Genomic DNA, 17,306 nt, shown 5'->3' on the forward strand with positions numbered 1-17,306 from the left:
CCGCAATGAGTCATGATCGGTCGTCTGTGCAGGAATTCGAACAGGGCATGCGTGCTAGACCTCGCAGGGTCCGTTCAAGGTGACTGCTCGTAACCGCCCTAAGCGTATCAGAGCTACATACTGACAACCTGCCCCTTCCACAGCGCTGGCGGCAACGCACAATGGGCCGTGACTTATGCTGAAGGCCGAGTTCGCCGTCGCTGTAGCGGCTCCTGATCTGGCCGCTCCAGCCTGACACCCGCCCCATATTGATCGGCGGGAATGAAGAGTACGCCCGCGGATTCCAAGGTGGTGACGAGAAGCCGAGCACTGGCAGCGGTGACTTCAGCTTGGCCATTGGTCTTTTCGGCTTTTCGGATCGTGTTGATCGACAGTCCGGTTCGCTCTGAAAGGTCCAAGACGGACATGTTCAGGAGCCCTCTAGCCGCCCGCAGTTGTGCGCCGGTAACGACATCACGCACACCTCGACGCCCGTCTCCCGGCACAACTATTGACATTTAGCACCAGATTTATAATCTAACACTACCTCACAAGCGAGGTAATCCCATGCATCCTAAGCCCCGGCCCCCGGTTTGTCCGGATCACGGCGCGCCGACCAAGCGCGACGCCTGCTCCCAATGCAACGCAGCGTACATGCGGGGTTATCTACGGAGGGCCCGCCAGACCAGACCTCACCAAGCAATCTTGGAACGAGCGCGCAAGCGGGCGCGACGGCAAGGGCTCCCCTTTTCGCTGAGTGCTCAGGATATCTCCCTCCCGACGCGATGCCCGGTGCTCGGTATCCCCTTGCGCGTTGGCCAGAGCCGCTCGCCGGGCTCGCCCTCGCTGGACCGTATCGATCCAAACCGAGGTTATGTAACCGGGAATGTCCGAGTCATCAGTGACCGCGCCAACAAACTGAAGGGCAACCGCGCCTTGTCCGACATGCAGTCGCTCTGCCGGAGAGCTCCTATCCACCGTAGATCAGACTACGAGGCGGTGAGCGCCTACATGGAACGCGAAGCCCTGCTCATTCAGGTTCGACAGCGGGCAGCGCGCGAGCTGGGAGCCGACCGCCCTTGGCAGGTCATAGCTTGCTTTCTGGAGCAGCGGTTTCGTCAGTACGGCTCGGAGGCGTGACTATGGCCGAAAGCCAAACCAGACCGGTCTTTATGTATCACAGCAGCTGCCTCCAGGACGACATCAGCGCTGTGCCACCCGGTGCAGGCGCATTCGCCGTCGTCCTGAGCAACGAACTGCGAATTCACAGCCCATTTGACAGCGAGCAAATCAGCTTGCCCGCAGGGACTCCGCTGCTGGGACATGCTCAGGTCGACAGTCTCGCCGATGAAGTCGAGCGACACCTTCGCGGATCGATCATGGGATCAGACCTCCGGCTCGGCGTCATGCTGCTGTTGGGCCACGAACCTGACGCAGGTCGGAGTTCGCATCCCGATGCTGTCGTGACAGGAGCCGTCGACCATTGGTTGGGCGAGAACACAGCGTTCATTTTCTGGCCGCGGACGGGAAGCGTAACCGGCCTTACTGAGGATGGCTTGTTCGCCGGAATGGTTCGATCGCTGCTTCCTTGAACTAGCGCTTTCCGTGAACCGATCGAGTGGAGGTCAGCCTATGTCCACAGGTTCGCTGACGGTTAGCTCCGGCCAAGCGTTCTGCCGCATTCGCAGAAGTCTGGCTTTGTTGGCCGCCCCGGTGATCCTTCCGCTGTCCGCGTACTGTCGCTCACCAAGCCGATACAGATCAAACTGAGCGCGAAAATATTACAATCAAACGACCCATTTCCACATATATTCAGTCAGTTAGGTAGGTAAGCACTTCGTTGACATCGAAGGGGTCACAGGTTCAATCCCTGTCGCGTCCACCATTCTCTACCTGACAATCCGGCAGTCTGAAGTCCGGCGGCTCCTGTCCGTCCGGTCGCTCTTTGGTCGCATGGATGTCGCGCGGGTCGCGAGACGCGCCCAGATGGTCCTCCTTGTAATTTTCGAGGTTCGTCCATGCGGCCGCTGCTTGTCCTGTTCATCCTCGCCTTTGCGGCGGCCTATTCCGGCGACGCGTTCGCCCAGGCCGTGGTACCCGGATTCGGCGCCGACGAGCGCCCGCCCTCGGGCGCGCCCTTCCAGCTTCCGGCCGGGATCGAGGTCGCCGGACCCCTGCAGGGCGCGGACGACGACGGCAACTGTCCCGGAGCCCAGACCGAGGCAGCGGGGAGTGGTCTTTGGGTCAGGGCGTGCCTGCCGTTGCGGAATATGACGGGCGGACCGGTGACGGTGATCTTCCCGCCAGGCCTGACGATCGTTTCGGCCTCGGAGACCTTCCAGAACGGCCTGCTGGTCGAACGCGCCGTCGTCACCGTCCCGCCGACTGAAATCGGCGGCCCGGGCAGACTTCGCGACAAGGACGAGGAAGACGACGTCGTCCAAGTTCCCCTGCACATGTACTGCATCAACCCGGCCAAGGATCCGTCTGACTCCACGGCGAGCTTTGCCCTGGGTCCCGTGGTCAACCATCCGGGGATGGGCGCCGTCTACCGGTTGCTTGAGGGAAAGAACATCGCCAACGACCGGGACCCGGTCGAAGCCGTGCAGACGGCCGTCTACGACATTGTTCGCGATGGCGAAATTTCCGCAGACACGCAAGACGCCCTGAAGGAATACGTCATCAAGCGCGACGCGAACTGATCGGGCCGCCGCCGTTGGTGATTTCGAGGGGCGGAAACCTTTGTGCGGTTCGGGGATTGCTTCCGCATGGCCCTCAATCTCGACACCCTTCTCGAAGGTTCTCCGGCTTACGGCGTCGTCGACGCCAAGGATGGGGCCGTGCTGTTCCGACGACCCGGACATGAAACCGCGTTCGACGCCATCGCCGCCGAGGTGCTGGACGCCTCGGGCGAGGAGTTCGAGGCCATTCCGCTGAACGACGACAACGAGCGCTGCGACCGCCTGTTCGTCGCCCCGTTGTCGGAAAGCCGGTCGTTCGACCCGCGTTGACATCGCGACGGCCGAGGGCTCAATCCCGGCATGACCCAGAACCCCAAGCTTCGCCGCCTTCTCGACCTGCCGGGCGTCTCCGACCTTGAGATGAAGGCGCTGATGAAGCCGCGGCACGCCGATCCGGATGCGCGCGCTGAATTCCCCGACATCGACGCCACTGCTCAAGCCGCCTTCGGCCTGACCGTCGATGCGGCCGAAGCCGTGGCCCTGCCCGCCGACTGGGACGGCATCGAGCGTCTTGACGGCTTCGACCTGACCGACGCCTTCGCCGCCGAGGGCTGGGACGTCACCGACGACCGGCGCAAGCCCCTGCGCATGCTGGGCCATTTCGCCCTGCCGCTGGCCCTCGCCATGCGCGGCGTCGCCGGCGAACTGCCCTTCCAGCCCGAGGACACGACGCCCGAGCCCTGGGGCGCCGGCATGGCCGCCGAGGCGAAGCGTTTCCGCAAACGCTAGGGCTTGGCCGGGATCATCAGACCGCGCTGCACCGCTGGCCGGGCCAGACCACGCTCGAGCCATGCCGGGACGTTCTTCAGTTCGTCGAACCCGACGAGATCGCGGGCCTCGTAGAAGCCGATCAGATTGCGCACCCAGCCCAGCGTCGCGACGTCGGCGATCGAATAGTCGTCCATGATCCAGTCGCGGCCCTCAAGCCGCGTTTCCAGCACGCCCAGCAGACGCTTCGATTCCGAGACGTAGCGGTCCAGCGGGCGCTTGTCCTCGATCGCCTTGCCCGCGAATTTGTTGAAGAAGCCGACCTGCCCGAACATCGGACCGATGCCGCCCATCTGGAACATGACCCACTGGATGGTCTGGTATCGGGTCGCCGGATCGGCCGACAGAAGCTTGCCCGTCTTCTCGGCCAGATAGATCAGGATGGCCCCCGACTCGAACAGGGCCAGCGGCTTCCCGCCCGGACCGTCGGGATCGAGGATGGCCGGGATCTTTCCGTTCGGGTTCAGCGACAGATATTCAGGGCCCCAGGTTTCGTTCTTCGTGATGTCGACCAGATGCGGCTCATACGGCAGGCCGATCTCTTCCAGCATGATCGAGGCCTTCACCCCGTTAGGCGTGTTCAGCGAATACAGCTGCAGCCGGTCGGGATGCTGCGCAGGCCAGCGGGTGGTGATCGGGAAGGCAGAAAGGTCGGCCATGACGGGCTCCTGAGCGGATGACGCCCTGCATGTTGGAAGCCGCAAGCGGAACCGCAACACCCTGAGTGGCGGAACCGGCGTTCCGCAGGTCTGGACCGGCGCGCGCCCGCGATGCATTGGAAGCGGATGTCCGACCTGTTTCCGACCCCCTCTCCCGCAGACTGGCGCGTGCTGGCCGAAAAGGCGCTGAAGGACCGGCCGCTGGAAAGCCTCGTGCATCTGGACGCCGACGGTCTGGCTGTGCGCCCCCTGTACGCGGGCGTGAGCGGGATTACGGCCATCTCGGCCCCCCGGCTCTCGGACGCGGACGGCCGCGCGTGGGACGTGCGCACCCTGATCGAGGGCGACGACCCCGAGGAGATCAACGCCGCGGCCCTCGCGGATCTGGAAGGCGGCGCGGCGTCGATCCTGCTGAAGGGCGCGATCCTGTCGGACTCCGAGCCCCTTTCCCGCGCGCTGGACGGCGTGGCGCTGGAGCTGGCGGCCGTCGGTCTGGACGCCGGTCTCGACGGCCCCGACGCGGCCAATGCGCTGGCCGTCGCGGCCAAGGGCTCGCCGCGCGCGAAGCTGATGTTCCACATGGACCCGCTGTCCGCCTTCGCCGAAACGGGCGCCGCGCCACGGTCTATCGAGGAGCATCTGACGCTGGCCGCCAATACGGCGGCGCGCCATGCGGGGGCCTATCCCGAAGCCAGCTTCTTCCTCGCCAGCGGCCGGGTCGCGCATGAGGCCGGCGGCTCCATCGCCCAGGAACTGGGCTTCGCGGCCGCCAACGCCGTCGCCCTGATCCGCGCGGCGGTCGCGGCCGGCATGACGGCGGAAGCGACGCTCAGAGGGACCGTCCTCGGCGTCTCGGTGGATCAGGAATATTTCGACGGCCTCGCCAAGGTTCGCGCCCTGCGCCTGATCTGGCGCTCCATCGGCAAGGCGTTCGGCGTCGAGACCCCGGCGGTCATCGAGGCCCGCTCCTCGCGCCGCATGCTGGCCGCCCGCGATCCCTGGCCCAACCTGCTGCGGCTGACGGCGGCCGGTTTCGCCGGCGCGGTCGGCGGCGCCGATGCGGTGGTTCTCGACGGCCTGTCCCGCGCCAACGGCCGCTCCGACGCCTTCGCCCGGCGTCAGGCCCGCAACACCCAGGCTGTGCTTATGGAAGAGGCCCATCTCGGACGCGTCGACGACCCGGCGGCAGGGTCATGGTTCCTTGACGCCCGCACCCGCGATCTGGCCGAGGCCGGCTGGGCCGAGTTCCAGCGCATCGAGGGCGAGGGCGGCCTGATCATCGCCCTGCGCACGGGCGACATTCAGGATCGCGTCGCCGCCGCCCGCGCCGAACGCGAGGCGGCGCTCGCCGGGGGCCGCGCTCAACTGGTTGGCGTGACCAAATTTGTCGACCCCGATCCCCGCCCGGCGCCGTTCGAGGCCGAGGCCGGAGCTGAACCCCGCACCGGCGGCGACGCCTGCGAGCCCCTGATCCCCATCCGCTTCGCCGCGCCCTTCGAGACGCAGGAATGGGAGGCCGGCCAATGAGCGCCCCCGACTTCACCCCCGACTTCACCAGGGTCGCCCTCGACCTCGGAACCACCGGCGCCAGGCCCGCTCGCGACGCATGGAATACCCCCGAGGGCCTGACCGTCGAGACCGCCTATGGCCCCGGCGCCATCGACGGACTGGACTTCATCCATGGCCTGCCGGGCATCGCCCCCTATGTCCGCGGCCCCTATCCGACCATGTATGCGGGCAACCCCTGGACGATCCGCCAGTACGCCGGCTTCTCGACCGCCGAGGCGTCCAACGCCTTCTATCGCCGCAACCTCGCCGCCGGTCAGAAGGGGCTGTCGATCGCCTTCGACCTGGCCACCCACCGCGGCTACGACAGCGACCACCCGCGCGTGAAGGGCGACGTCGGCATGGCCGGCGTGGCCATCGACAGCATCTACGACATGCGGACCCTGTTCGACGGCATCCCGCTGGACCAGATGTCCGTGTCCATGACCATGAACGGCGCCGTCCTGCCGATCCTGGCCCTCTACGTCGTCGCCGCCGAGGAACAGGGCGTCGCCCACAAGGACCTGACCGGGACAATCCAGAACGACATCCTCAAGGAGTTCATGGTCCGCAACACCTACATCTACCCGCCCGGGCCCTCGATGCGGATCATCGCCGACATCTTCGCCTGGACGGCGCAGGAAACGCCGAAGTTCAACTCCATCTCCATCAGCGGCTATCACATGCAGGAGGCGGGGGCCTCGGCGGATCTGGAGCTGGCCTACACCCTCGCCGACGGCATCGAATATCTGCGCGCGGGCGTGGCGGCGGGCATGCCGATCGACCGGTTCGCGCCGCGCCTGTCCTTCTTCTGGGCCATCGGCATGAACTACTTCATGGAGGTGGCCAAGATGCGCGCCGGCCGCCTGCTGTGGGCCGAGGCCGTGCGCCGCGAGGGCGGGCTGGATCCCAAATCCCTGTCCCTGCGCGCCCACTGCCAGACCTCGGGCTGGAGCCTCGCGGCGCAGGACGTGTTCAACAACGTGCCGCGCACCATGGTCGAGGCCATGGCGGCCGCCGGCGGTCAAACCCAGAGCCTGCACACCAACGCCCTCGATGAAGCGCTGGCCCTGCCGACCGACTTCTCAGCCCGGATCGCGCGCAACACCCAGCTGCTGCTGCAGATGGAAACCGGCCTGACCAAGGTCATCGATCCGTGGGGCGGCAGCTTCTATGTCGAGCGCCTGACCCACGAACTGGCGAACAAGGCCCGCGTCCTGATGGCCGAGGTCGAGGCCCTGGGCGGCATGGCCAAGGCCATCGAGGCCGGGGTGCCGAAGATGCGGATCGAGGAGGCCTCGGCCAGAACACAGGCCCGCATCGACACCGGCCAGCAAACCGTTGTCGGCGTGAACCGCTACCTGTCCGACACCGTCGACGACATCCCCATGCTGAAGGTCGACAACGCCGCCGTCCTGGCCGCCCAGATCGACAAGCTGAAACGCCTGCGCGCCGAACGCGACGAGGCGAACACGCAGGCGGCGCTGGACGCCCTGACCGAGGGCGCGCGCGGCACGGCCAACCTTCTGGATCTGGCGGTGCAGGCCGCCCGCGCCTGTGCCACCGTCGGTGAAATCTCGGACGCGCTGGAAGCCGCTTTCGGCCGTCACGTGGCCAGCGTGAAGACCGTGTCCGGCGTCTATGCGAAGGAAGCCGGCGCCGATCCGAAGATCAGCCGCGCCCGCGACATGGTCGCCGCCTTCGTCGAGAACGACGGCGGCCCGCCGCGCATCCTGATCGCCAAACTGGGTCAGGACGGCCACGACCGGGGCCAGAAGGTCATCGCCACCGCCTATGGCGACTTGGGCCTCGAGGCGACCGCTGGCTCCCTGTTCCAGACCCCGTCGGAGGCGGCCCGGGAGGCCGTCGAACGCAATGTCCACGCCGTCGGCGCCTCTTCGCTGGCGGCGGGCCACCTGACCCTCGTTCCGGAACTGAAGGCCGAGCTGGAGAAACTGGGCCGCCCCGATATCATGATCGTGGTCGGCGGCGTCATCCCGCCGTCGGACGTCCAGACCCTGATCGACATGGGCGCCGCCGCCGTCTATCCGCCCGGCTCGGTCATCGCCGACACGGCCATCGACCTGATCGAAAAGCTGAACCAGCGGCTCGGCTACGCCCAGAAACCCTAGGGGCGCTGGCGTGAGGGCAGGGCGGCGACCTCCGCCTCCGTCAGCTGACGGCTGACACGCACGCGGCAAGTGGTCACCCGTGAGCTGGAGCCCGGCACGACGACCCGGGCCCAGTCGTTGGTGCAGATCCGTGAACCGGCCATCCCGGCGTCGGGGATCAGGGCCATCTGCTGGGCGAAGTCGATATCCGGACATCCGCCCGTCGCGCTCAGTTCATAGACGTCGCTCCGGCCGACCCGCAGAAAGACCTGGTCGGAATTGCCGCGGGTGTAGTTGCTGACCTGCTGGACGCTGAAACACTGGCGCGGTTGTGCGGGGCCGCTGTAGGCCCGGCCCGTGACGGGCTCGGTCTGCCCCCCCGTATCCGTCGGCGCGCAGGCCGCGAGGGCTAGGGCGGAAACGACGGCGCTGACGGCGAGGGGGCGCATGGCGGACTCCGGAACTGGCTTCTGATGACGGGTCAATCGTCCGCCTTGCCGATCGGTTGCGCAAGGCCGGGCGTCTTCGTCAACCGCGCCGGATCGACCCGCGCCGCAAAGTCGCGCGGCAAGGGCGAGGCGCGGCCGAGGGCGAGCGCGGCGACATGTTCGGCCAACAGGGGTGCGGCGCAAAATCCTCGCGACCCCAGTCCGCCCAGCAGGAACAGGCCCGGAAGCCCTGGAACGCCGCCAGCCAGCGGCAGACGGTCCGGCGTCGTGGCCCGGACCGCGGCGCGCGCCTGTCCCGGTTCGGCGGCCTCGACCCTTGCGGCCAGCCCTGGCAGATTTGCGACCAGCACGGCCAGATTGCGCGCGCTGTCCACGGCTCGAACCTCGGTCGAGCCCTCGCCCCGGTCATGTGTGGCGCCGAACAGCAGGCCTTCGCCTGTCGGAATCGCATAACCGCCCCAGGCGACCGGCGGCGTATCGACCGCGCTCACCCAATCGGCCTGCCCGCGCACCGGCGACAGCGGGGCTTCGGGCCACAGCGTTGCGGCGCCCCAGCCGGCGGCGATGACGACGACGTCCGCCTCCAGAATTGCGCCGCCCGCCCCGTCGATCAGCCGCCAGCGATCGCCGCAGCGCTCGACGCCCGCAACTCCGGCGGTGACCCGGTCGGCGCCCTGCAACCACTGCTCCAGCACCGGCGCGGGTCGCAGCGCGAGTGCACCGGCCATCAGAAGCCCGCCGCCCACGGCCTCGCCCAGTCGCCCGGAGGCGTCGTCGGCGTCGACGGTCGTCATCGCGCCGTCAGGCCAGACGGGCTGTGCGGAGATCTTGCCGAACCGTCCGGCGTCGCGCGGCTGCTGCTCCAGCTGCAGCACGCCATTGGCGACAATCGCCCCCGGCACGTCGGCGTACAGCGCGTTCGCCCGCTCCAGCGCTTGGGCGAACAGACCCGCGATGCCCTCGTCCCCCGCGTCCAGCCGGGGCGTGACCAGCGCGGCCGGGAACCCCGAGGCTCCGGCGCCCGCTCCTTCCGCCTCGACCACGGTCGGCCGGACCCCCAGCGCGGCGAACGCCCGCGCCAGCGAGGCGCCCGCGATCCCCGCCCCGACGATGGCCACGGACGGAATCGCCGGCTCGTCCGCCATGCCGGGCAGCCACGCCTCAAGCCGCTCGCGCTTGCGCCCGTGCCCCGGACGTTTGGCGACCTCGAAGCCGCGCTCGGCGAGCGCCCGCCGCACCGAACCCGCGACGGTGAAGGTCGCGACCCGTGCGCCCGGCGCCGACCGCGCCGCGATCCCGTCCATCACCGCATCGGACCACATGGCGGGATTGGTTGAAGGCGCGAACCCGTCCAGAAACCAGGCGTCGGCCCGACCGGTCCACTGGGCCAGCGCCCGTTCCACTTCGCCCACAGCCAGATCGAGCACGGCGTTGAACCCGGGCAGATCCAGCCGGTGATACCCCGGCGTCGGCTCGGGCCAGACCGCCAGCAGCGCCTCTGCCGCCTCCGCCAGTTCAGGCCAGGCCGACAGGGCGCGCGCCGCCTCGTTGCGCCCCAGCGGAAAGCCCTCGACCGAAAACACATGCAGCCGCCCGTCCGCCGGCCCCTCGCGCCGCCACAGCTCCAGCAGGGCGGTGATGTTCAGCCCGGTGCCGAACCCCAGCTCGGCCACGGTGAACCGGTGGCGGCCGGCCCATGCGCCCGGCAGACCGCAGCCTGTCAGAAACACAGCCCGCGTTTCGGCCAGCCCGTCCTCGCGCGAAAAATAGACGTCGTCGAACCGCCCCGAACGCGGCGCGCCGTCTTCGGTCCAGATCAGGCGGGGCGAGCGGTCTTCAGCCATGACCCCGGCCTATACGCGTCGCGGCTCCGGGCAAGAAAAAAGGGCCGCTCCCGGTCCGAAGCCCGGACGGAGGCGGCCCCTTCAACGAAGACGCGGGTCTTATTGCTGGTTGTTCTGCGGCGGGTTCAGGCGACGCTGTGTATCGGTCTCGTTGTTGCTCACGCCGGCGGCCTCGGCCTGGGCGTTGGGAGCCGTGGCCCCGCCGGAGACAGTCGAGCCGGACGAGGGGGCCATGGTCTGCCCGCCGGAGCCGGACGTCGATCCCGAGCCCGAAGCCGATCCCGAGCTGGAGCCGCCCGAGGTCCCTGCGGATGCGCTTCCGCCGGTCGAACCGTCCGCGGTCGTGGCGGCGGCGTCGACGGCGGCGCCCGAGGCCTCGGCGGCTTCGGTCGTGGCGTCGGTCGCATCCTCGGCGGGACGGTTGCAGGCGGACAGGGTGAAGGCGGCGGCTGCGGCGGCGATCAGGGCGGCGGTTCTCATCGTTTGATCCTTTGGCTGCGGGCGGTTCGGTCCCGACTATCAGGATGCCGACCGCCAAGCTTCGTGCACAAGGGAAATCCCGCCGGGCGATCGATGTTCCCGCAGACGGCCGATCGAACAGGCGAGGCAAAGAAAAAAGGGCCGCCCGTGAGGGCGACCCTTTCGTTCAACAAGGCCCGAGGGCCCGTGTCGATGTCGCTCTTAGTGAGCGGCTTTTTCTTCAGCAGCCGGGGCAGCCGGGGCCATGGCGGCGTCGGCGGCCGGAGCAGCAGCGGCGTCCGTTCTTCGGCGGCGGGTTGGCAAGCAGCCAGGGCCAGAGCGGCGGCCGAAGCGGCGATCAGAGCGGTGATGCGCATGGTTTTCTTCCTTCAGAAGGGTCACACGAGGTCATGAATCCTCGCAATGCCGGAGATAACGGGATCGTGAGCATCAGCGCAAGCGAAATTCTCACGCATTCGTGAACCGATGTAACGCAACCCGATCGAACGAAGCCGCGCGCGTGGCGCAAATCGCCGTCCGGGCGGCCTATTGCGGCGGCGGGCTGGTGGCCGGCGAGGTTGTGGATGGCTCCGTCGGAAGAGTCGGCGGCGTCTGTCCGGGCGGGGTCGTTCCGTCCGAGGGCGGCACGGGCGCCGGAGCCGGGGCGCTACCGTTGACCGGCGGCGCGGTTTCCGGCGCCGGCGTCGGCGCGGGGACTGTGGCGGCGGTATCAGCCGCGGCCTCGGCGGCGGCGTCCGTCTTGGGCGCTGCGTCCTCGTTCGAACAGGCCCCGAGGGCCAGAGCCGCGGCGGCCGCTGCGGCGGTGATGACGCGCTTCATGCGTGAACCTCCCGGCGATCGCCCGGCGAGGGACCGCCGGTCCTTACGATCGTCAGGAATATAACCGGGGGCTCTTCAAGCCGTTCCCGGGTTCGTGACAACGGGTGATCCGGCGTGACCGGTTCGTGCGTTCAGACGCCGGCCGGCATCGTCCCGGCGGTGATCGCGATCCGGCCGATCAGACCCTTCACGATCAGATCCAGCGCCGAGCCCTCGCGATAGTCGGCGGCGGCGACGAAATTGACCCGGTCCTCGGAGATCAGGCCGTAGATCTTCTTCTGGTCGCGCTCCGAGTTGCGCGGATCATAGACGGCGATCGAATAGCCGCCCTTGGTGTGCATCATCTTCATCGTCGGCACGTCGGTGTCCCCGTCGCCAAGGAAGATCATCCGCTCGAACGGCACCGGGCGGTCGTCGTCGGCCATGAAGCGGTTGATCTGTTCGTGGTCCCAGTGGTTCAGCACGCCCTTGTTGATGCGGAACAGGTACTGCGTCTTGGTCGTGTAGTTCACGCCCACCGCCGGCCAGATGGCGATGCCGTGGTCGTCGTAGACGAATTTCGACGCGAACACGTGGTGGAACTCGTCCCGGATCGGGCAGCCGTCGATCATCTCCTCGAGGCCGGCGGAGATGATGTAGTGCTCGATCTCGAGCCCGTATTTTTCCCCGACCTCATTGATGCGGTCGAACCAGCCCCGGCCGGTCAGGTCGGATTTGAGGCCGTCGAACAGCTTCACGTCCTGGCCATGCTCGGCCAGCAGCTTGCGCGTGATCGGCGCGTTGTTGTCGCGCGCCTGTTTCAGCATCAGCTGCATGTACATCAGGATGTTGTCGGCGTCGGCGTCGCGGGTCAGCTTGTCCGCCGCCCCCCAGAAGTCGCCGATCCCCATTCCGATCGACGGAATGAAGGTGACCTCCTGCATGTTGCCCCGGGCGAGGGTGCCGTCGAAGTCGTAGATCAGGGCGGTCTTGAGGCGTTTGGCCATGGCGGGAAGTCCTGAGAGATCGGCTTCATCTATACAGGGACCCGGCCCGCGTCATCCCGCAAGCCGCGCACGCCCGTCAGGGACGGGCGTAGCTGCCATAGATCGCCGCCACCAGTCCGTCCGCTTCGCCCTCCAGCGGCCATGGGGCCGTCAGCCGGGCGGCCCTCACCTGGGCGAAGGTTTCTCCCGCCTCGCGTCGCGCCTTCACCTGGTCGGCGAGGGTGCGGAGCATGTCGCGATAGGCCTGCAGCTCGGCCCGGGTCGCGATCTCGCCATGCGCCGGGACGATGCGGGTCGCGTCGTCCGACATCGCCAGGGCCATGTCGACCGCCCCGATCAACCCTTCGATGCCGCCGCCCGAGGACCGGTCGATGAAGGGAAACATGCCGTTGAAGAAGACGTCGCCCATGTGGATGACGTTGGCCCGCTCCAGCTTGACCAGGATGTCGCCATCCGTATGGGCGGAGGGCGCATGGCGCAGCGTCAGGGTTTCGCCCCCGAAATGCATTTCCATGGTCGTATCGAAAACGATTGAGGGCCATGCGATTTCCGGCGAGGCCGGAATGCGAACCCGGTAGGCGGCCATGTACTGTTCCGTGGCCAGGCGGGTCCGGACGTTGCGGTGGGCGATCAGAACCGCGCCGGCCCGGCCGAAGTCGGCGTTCGCGCCGGAATGATCCAGATGCCAGTGGGTGTTGATGACGAACCGCACCGGTCCCTCGGTCAGGGTGCGGACCGCGGCCTGCATCCGGGGCAGATCGCCGTCCCTCTGGTCGTCGACCAGAAGCGCTCCATCGGGCCCCGGAATGATGAGCACGTTTCCGTTCTGGCCCATCAGCACCGAGGCCGTGGGACCTAGGGACCGCAGGTCCATGGCCGGCGCTTCCTGCGCGACAGACGGGCAGGCGAGGAACGCTGCGGCGGACAGGGCGGCCAGACAGAGCGGCAGACACGTCGAAAAGCGCATGGTCGATAATCCTGTGGCGCGGCGGTGCGGGCGGGCGCGCCGACCCTTTGACAGGCTCTTTCCTAGCGCCCGGACGCCGGAGGATCGTCCCGGGTTTGTCGAACACTGATCGCAGGCGGCGAAGCCGGGCGGGCCTGCCTGTGTCAGCCTAGGCGCAACTCAGGCGGCGCGGCGACGCCCGCCGCTTCCAGCGGCAGGTGCAGGATGAAGGCGGCGCCCTTGCCCGGCTCGCTCTCGACCTCGGCCCAGCCGCCGTGCAGCTCGACCAGCGCCTTGACCAGCGCCAGCCCGACCCCCGGTCCGCCCCGCTCGCGCCGCACGAAGCGGTCGAAGACGTGGGCCTGCAGGTGATAGGGAATGCCCCGGCCGCTGTCCTGAACGCGGATGCGGACCTCGGATGAGGTGCCTTCGGCGGTCAGGGTCACGGCCCCGCCCTCGGACACCGAGCGGGCGGCGTTGTCCAGCAGATGTTCCAGCGCCTGACCCACCCGCTGGGCGTCGGCGCGGATCGGACGCAGGCCGGCCGGACAGGTCACGGTCAGGGTCGCCCCCCGCCCCTCGATCCGGCCCCGCGACTTCTCGGCCGCGTCGTCCAGCAGGTCGCAGACGCGCACGTCGCCCAGCGTCAGCTCCATCTCGCCGGCGTCGATCTGGGCCATGTCCAGAACGTCGTCGATCGATCCCGCCAGCTGGCTGGCGGCGACGCGGATGGCGCCCGCGTGCTGGCGGCTGCGCTCGGGCAGGTCGGCCTGCATCTCCAGCAGTTCCGAATAGCCGACGATGGTCGTCAGCGGCGTGCGCAGCTCGTAGCTGACGCTGCCCACGAACTCGCGTTTCAGCGCCGTGGATTCCTCCAGCGCCTGCGCCTTGGCGGCCAGCGCCTGCTCCAGCCCGCGCCGGGCCGTGACATCCGCAAACGCCACCAGCGTCGCCCCGTCCGGCAGCGGCCGCGTCAGCCACGAGGCGATCCGCCCGTCTACGGTGCGGCCCTCGCCTGCGATCGGCACCCGGCTTTCGGGATCGGGGTCGGCGACCCGCGCCTTCAACCCCAGCCACAGGGCCGGGTCGGGCATGGTCGACTGGCACAGGGCGGCGACGGCGTCGAAATCGCCCGCCGCGTCCAGCGCGTCCCCGGTCACGCCCCAGAAGTTGTCGAAGGCCTCGTTGTGCAGGCGGATGCGGCCGTCGGATCCGAACACGGCGACGGCGTCGTTCAGCTTGTCCAGCGTCGCCGTCTGCACCTGAATTTGCGCATTGAACCGGCTGCGCAGCTTCAGCTCATCGGTGATGTCCGAGAACAACAGCAGCACCCCGCCCAGCGGGTGCGGCTGGCGCACGACCCGCAGCGTCCGTCCGTCCGGCAGCGACCAGCTGTCGTCCGGCGCGGCTTCCGAGGCGCCGTAGAAGTCCAGCTCATTGGCCTTCCAGCCGGCGTAGTCGATGACTTCGGGCAGCAGCCGGCGCTGGCGCAGCTTGTCCAGCAGTTCGGCGTGGGTCGGCCGTTCGTCCAGCCACGCCGGATCGATGTTGAACAGCGACTGGAAGGCGGTGTTGTGGAAGGCCAGCCGCTTGGACGGGCCGAAGATGGCGACGGCGTCCGCCAGGTGGTTCAGCGTCTCGTCATGGGCCTCGACGTGGCGGCGCAGGGTGTCGCGCGTCTCTTCCGCCTCGGTCATGTCCAGCGCGAAGGCCAGCACGGCGCCGGCTCCGCCCTGCACCGGCTCGGCCACGATTCGCCACGCTCGGCGGCGACCGCCCCCCGTGGTCCAGCGAAAGCCCTCCTGCGGCTGATGTGTGCGTCCCGCCTCCGCGACAATGGCGTCGGCGCCGCGGTCGAAGGTCAGGCCCTTTTCGCGCGCCGCCTCGACGCTGTCGGCTTTCATTTCGGTCAGCCAAGCCTTGTTGGCCCAGGCCAGCCGTCCGGCCGCATCGGTGATCCAGGTCGGGGCCGGATAGGAATCGGCCAGCAGGCCCAGCCCGCTCTCGGTCGCCGTCCCGACCAGTCCCAGTCGCGAGACTTTCAACCAAGCCGCGCCGGCCGAGGATCGGCCCTCGACCGACCACGCCCCGCCCGCGCCCTCCAGCACGGTGTCGAACGCCTCGCCCTGTTCGATCAGGGCGTCCAGCCGCGGCCCCGCCGCTTCACGCACCGCATCCAGCACGATGAAGGCCGGATCGCCGTTCTCCTCGCCCGGAGGCGCCAGATCCCGGACCGCGGCGTCCCATGCGCCCGGCGCGCCCAGCCGGCGCGTCCGTCCGTCGGGCGCGAGCGCGAGTCTCACATCTTCAAAAGCGGCCAGGGCGCCGTCGCAGTCGGCCAGATCGGCGCGCGCGCGGACCAGATCGGCCTCGGCCAGCCGGTGGCGGGTCGCCAGCCGGCCGCGCAGCCGCGCCGCCCAGGCGCTGAGCGCCAGCGCCAGCCCCGCGGCGCCCGCGGTCGCGACATAGGCGATGTCGGCCTCGGCCATTCCCGTCCCTGCTCTGGAGCCCCACGCCCCACCCCCGACGGCGCTGTGCGCGTCCGGGTCTGATTCGGTAACCATAACCCGCGTCGCCGGATTTGCGAGCGGGCGTCGAAGGCCCGATATGCACCCCATGACCGACTGGACCGATCAGACCGCCCCCTCGCTCGACGACTTCGCCCGACTGGCGCGCGAGGCCTTCGACGCCCTGCCTGATCCGTTCCGGTCGCTGGCGGGCGACGTAGTCATCCGCGTCGACGAGTTCGCCGACGAGGAGACGCTGACCTTGATGGAGATCGAGGACCCGTTCGAACTGACCGGCCTCTATCACGGCGTCGATATCGGCCTGCGCGACCAGATGGGTCCGGCCGCCGAGGCCAGCCGGATCTTCCTCTACCGCCGCCCCATCCTCGACGAATGGTGCGAGCGCGGCGACGTCGGCCTGTCCGAGATCATCGCCCATGTCCTGATCCACGAGATCGGCCACCATTTCGGCCTCGACGACGATCAGATCCACCACATCGAGGACGAGGACTAGATTCTCCCTCCCCATGAAGGGGCGGGAGAACCCCTGCCTTAAATCCTTCCCGATCTGTGGTATAAGCCCCGCCTCCCTCTCCTGCAGGACTGACCCCTTGAGCCTCACGCTCGACCTTTCGCGCACGTCCGCGAACAAGCCGGCGGCCCCCGTCAACCTCTCCGGTTTGACGCGCGCGGGGCTGCGTCAGGCGCTGATCGACGCCGACATCTGCCCGCCCGAGAAGGCGAAGATGCGCGCCAGTCAGGTCTGGGGCTGGATCCACCACTACGGCGTCACCGACTTCGCCGCGATGAGCAACATCGCGAAAGACACCCAGGCGAAACTGGCCGGGGCCTTCACCCTCGCGCGCCCCGAGATCGTCGAGCGTCAGGTGTCGAAGGACGGCACCCGCAAATGGCTGATCCGCACCGCCCCGGGCATCGAGATCGAGACCGTCTACATCCCCGACGTCGGCCGCGCCGGCGCCCTGTGCGTGTCATCGCAGGTCGGCTGCACCCTGAACTGCACCTTCTGCCACACGGGCACCCAGAAGCTGGTCCGCAACCTGACCGCCGCCGAGATCGTGGCCCAGGTCCAGGTCGCCCGCGACNGGCCAGATAGATCAGGATGGCCCCCGACTCGAACAGGGCCAGCGGCTTCCCGCCCTGTGCGTGTCATCGCAGGTCGGCTGCACCCTGAACTGCACCTTCTGCCACACGGGCACCCAGAAGCTGGTCCGCAACCTGACCGCCGCCGAGATCGTGGCCCAGGTCCAGGTCGCCCGCGACGACCTCGAGGAATGGCCGTCGCCCAAGGAAGATCGCCGCCTGTCGAACATCGTCTTCATGGGCATGGGCGAGCCGCTCTACAATCTGGACCACGTCGCCGACGCCATCGACATCATCTCGGACAATGAGGGCATCGCCCTGTCGCGCCGCCGGATCACCGTCTCGACCTCGGGCGTCGTGCCGCAGCT

16 protein-coding genes and 2 pseudogenes are annotated in these 17,306 nt (G+C 68.3%); 9 read left to right on the forward strand and 9 right to left on the reverse strand.

Going from position 1 to position 17,306, the window contains the following annotated elements:
- The first annotated feature begins 1,121 nt into the window (after positions 1-1,121).
- From ASD25_RS30340 to ASD25_RS09520, 4 genes are all read left to right on the forward strand, one after another.
- On the forward strand, positions 1,122-1,571 hold the full coding sequence (locus ASD25_RS30340; RefSeq protein ID WP_156389246.1) for a hypothetical protein: 450 nt from the start codon (positions 1,122-1,124) through the stop codon (positions 1,569-1,571).
- A 426-nt stretch (positions 1,572-1,997) separates the two neighbouring features.
- Positions 1,998-2,681: a hypothetical protein gene (locus ASD25_RS09510; RefSeq protein WP_056616677.1), complete on the forward strand. Its 684-nt coding sequence runs from the start codon at positions 1,998-2,000 to the stop codon at positions 2,679-2,681.
- Positions 2,682-2,747: 66 nt separating this feature from the next.
- Positions 2,748-2,990, forward strand: a complete 243-nt coding sequence (locus ASD25_RS09515; RefSeq protein ID WP_056616680.1) for a hypothetical protein — start codon at positions 2,748-2,750, stop codon at positions 2,988-2,990.
- A gap of 30 nt (positions 2,991-3,020) precedes the next feature.
- Complete coding sequence (locus ASD25_RS09520) at positions 3,021-3,449, forward strand: hypothetical protein (RefSeq protein WP_056616683.1); 429 nt, start codon at positions 3,021-3,023, stop codon at positions 3,447-3,449.
- Here the strand turns inward: ASD25_RS09520 and ASD25_RS09525 are convergent.
- A complete protein-coding gene (locus tag ASD25_RS09525) occupies positions 3,446-4,147 on the reverse strand; it encodes a glutathione S-transferase N-terminal domain-containing protein (protein WP_056616684.1) in 702 nt (233 codons plus the stop codon). The two genes, ASD25_RS09520 and ASD25_RS09525, sit on opposite strands and share 4 nt — an antisense overlap.
- A 126-nt stretch (positions 4,148-4,273) precedes the next feature.
- Between ASD25_RS09525 and ASD25_RS09530 the strand changes: the two genes are divergently transcribed.
- Together ASD25_RS09530 and scpA are read left to right on the forward strand one after the other, a co-directional pair.
- The gene (locus ASD25_RS09530) at positions 4,274-5,674 is read left to right on the forward strand and encodes a methylmalonyl-CoA mutase family protein (RefSeq protein WP_056616687.1); all 1,401 of its coding nucleotides are present in this window, start codon (positions 4,274-4,276) and stop codon (positions 5,672-5,674) included.
- Positions 5,671-7,824 carry a methylmalonyl-CoA mutase gene (gene scpA / locus ASD25_RS09535; RefSeq protein WP_056616690.1) on the forward strand — a complete coding sequence of 718 codons (2,154 nt, stop codon included), beginning with the start codon at positions 5,671-5,673 and terminating at the stop codon, positions 7,822-7,824. The genes ASD25_RS09530 and scpA overlap by 4 nt, the downstream gene beginning before the upstream one ends.
- On the opposite strand, the gene ASD25_RS09540 is transcribed toward scpA, so the two are convergent.
- From ASD25_RS09540 to ASD25_RS09570, 8 genes are all read right to left on the reverse strand, one after another.
- Entirely contained in the window at positions 7,821-8,252 is a 432-nt protein-coding gene (locus tag ASD25_RS09540; protein WP_056616693.1) for a DUF6491 family protein, read from the reverse strand. The genes scpA and ASD25_RS09540 overlap by 4 nt on opposite strands.
- Before the next feature lie 32 nt (positions 8,253-8,284).
- Complete coding sequence (gene mnmD, locus ASD25_RS09545) at positions 8,285-10,096, reverse strand: tRNA (5-methylaminomethyl-2-thiouridine)(34)-methyltransferase MnmD (protein ID WP_056616695.1); 1,812 nt, start codon at positions 10,094-10,096, stop codon at positions 8,285-8,287.
- A gap of 99 nt (positions 10,097-10,195) precedes the next feature.
- Positions 10,196-10,576: a hypothetical protein gene (locus tag ASD25_RS09550; protein WP_056616698.1), complete on the reverse strand. Its 381-nt coding sequence runs from the start codon at positions 10,574-10,576 to the stop codon at positions 10,196-10,198.
- Positions 10,573-10,932 (reverse strand): hypothetical protein, encoded by a 360-nt coding sequence (locus ASD25_RS30995; protein ID WP_162252063.1) that lies wholly within the window; start codon positions 10,930-10,932, stop codon positions 10,573-10,575. Before ASD25_RS30995 ends, ASD25_RS09550 begins: the two co-directional genes overlap by 4 nt.
- Before the next feature lie 169 nt (positions 10,933-11,101).
- Positions 11,102-11,395 (reverse strand): hypothetical protein, encoded by a 294-nt coding sequence (locus ASD25_RS30345; RefSeq protein ID WP_056616700.1) that lies wholly within the window; start codon positions 11,393-11,395, stop codon positions 11,102-11,104.
- A 131-nt stretch (positions 11,396-11,526) separates the two neighbouring features.
- Entirely contained in the window at positions 11,527-12,381 is an 855-nt protein-coding gene (locus ASD25_RS09560; protein WP_056616703.1) for an HAD family hydrolase, read from the reverse strand.
- A 76-nt stretch (positions 12,382-12,457) separates the two neighbouring features.
- Positions 12,458-13,348 carry an MBL fold metallo-hydrolase gene (locus ASD25_RS09565; RefSeq protein ID WP_056616706.1) on the reverse strand — a complete coding sequence of 297 codons (891 nt, stop codon included), beginning with the start codon at positions 13,346-13,348 and terminating at the stop codon, positions 12,458-12,460.
- A 143-nt stretch (positions 13,349-13,491) separates the two neighbouring features.
- Positions 13,492-15,816 (reverse strand): ATP-binding protein, encoded by a 2,325-nt coding sequence (locus ASD25_RS09570; protein WP_056616708.1) that lies wholly within the window; start codon positions 15,814-15,816, stop codon positions 13,492-13,494.
- 127 nt (positions 15,817-15,943) lie between these two features.
- Here ASD25_RS09570 and ASD25_RS09575 point away from each other — a divergent pair, with 127 nt between their 5' ends.
- The 3 genes and pseudogenes from ASD25_RS09575 to ASD25_RS33130 all read left to right on the forward strand — a co-directional run.
- The gene (locus ASD25_RS09575) at positions 15,944-16,348 is read left to right on the forward strand and encodes a metallopeptidase family protein (protein WP_056616710.1); all 405 of its coding nucleotides are present in this window, start codon (positions 15,944-15,946) and stop codon (positions 16,346-16,348) included.
- A 97-nt stretch (positions 16,349-16,445) separates the two neighbouring features.
- Positions 16,446-16,940: pseudogene (locus ASD25_RS31870) on the forward strand (23S rRNA (adenine(2503)-C(2))-methyltransferase RlmN); the annotation flags it as partial.
- A gap of 1 nt (position 16,941) precedes the next feature.
- A pseudogene (locus ASD25_RS33130) lies at positions 16,942-17,306 on the forward strand (radical SAM protein); the annotation flags it as partial.

It is taken from the genome of Brevundimonas sp. Root1423 (assembly GCF_001426805.1).

Excerpts from the sequence above, each read along its gene's own strand:
- ASD25_RS09530 (WP_056616687.1), top strand. The coding sequence starts at position 4,274 with ATGTCCGACCTGTTTCCGACCCCCTCTCCCGCAGACTGGCGCGTGCTG.
- ASD25_RS09525 (WP_056616684.1), bottom strand. The coding sequence starts at position 4,147 with ATGGCCGACCTTTCTGCCTTCCCGATCACCACCCGCTGGCCTGCGCAG.
- scpA (WP_056616690.1), top strand. The coding sequence starts at position 5,671 with ATGAGCGCCCCCGACTTCACCCCCGACTTCACCAGGGTCGCCCTCGAC.
- ASD25_RS09550 (WP_056616698.1), bottom strand. The coding sequence starts at position 10,576 with ATGAGAACCGCCGCCCTGATCGCCGCCGCAGCCGCCGCCTTCACCCTG.
- ASD25_RS30995 (WP_162252063.1), bottom strand. The coding sequence starts at position 10,932 with ATGCGCATCACCGCTCTGATCGCCGCTTCGGCCGCCGCTCTGGCCCTG.
- ASD25_RS09565 (WP_056616706.1), bottom strand. The coding sequence starts at position 13,348 with ATGCGCTTTTCGACGTGTCTGCCGCTCTGTCTGGCCGCCCTGTCCGCC.
- ASD25_RS09570 (WP_056616708.1), bottom strand. The coding sequence starts at position 15,816 with ATGGCCGAGGCCGACATCGCCTATGTCGCGACCGCGGGCGCCGCGGGG.
- ASD25_RS09540 (WP_056616693.1), bottom strand. The coding sequence starts at position 8,252 with ATGCGCCCCCTCGCCGTCAGCGCCGTCGTTTCCGCCCTAGCCCTCGCG.
- mnmD (WP_056616695.1), bottom strand. The coding sequence starts at position 10,096 with ATGGCTGAAGACCGCTCGCCCCGCCTGATCTGGACCGAAGACGGCGCG.
- ASD25_RS30340 (WP_156389246.1), top strand. The coding sequence starts at position 1,122 with ATGGCCGAAAGCCAAACCAGACCGGTCTTTATGTATCACAGCAGCTGC.
- ASD25_RS09515 (WP_056616680.1), top strand. The coding sequence starts at position 2,748 with ATGGCCCTCAATCTCGACACCCTTCTCGAAGGTTCTCCGGCTTACGGC.
- ASD25_RS09575 (WP_056616710.1), top strand. The coding sequence starts at position 15,944 with ATGACCGACTGGACCGATCAGACCGCCCCCTCGCTCGACGACTTCGCC.
- ASD25_RS09510 (WP_056616677.1), top strand. The coding sequence starts at position 1,998 with ATGCGGCCGCTGCTTGTCCTGTTCATCCTCGCCTTTGCGGCGGCCTAT.
- ASD25_RS09560 (WP_056616703.1), bottom strand. The coding sequence starts at position 12,381 with ATGGCCAAACGCCTCAAGACCGCCCTGATCTACGACTTCGACGGCACC.
- ASD25_RS30345 (WP_056616700.1), bottom strand. The coding sequence starts at position 11,395 with ATGAAGCGCGTCATCACCGCCGCAGCGGCCGCCGCGGCTCTGGCCCTC.
- ASD25_RS09520 (WP_056616683.1), top strand. The coding sequence starts at position 3,021 with ATGACCCAGAACCCCAAGCTTCGCCGCCTTCTCGACCTGCCGGGCGTC.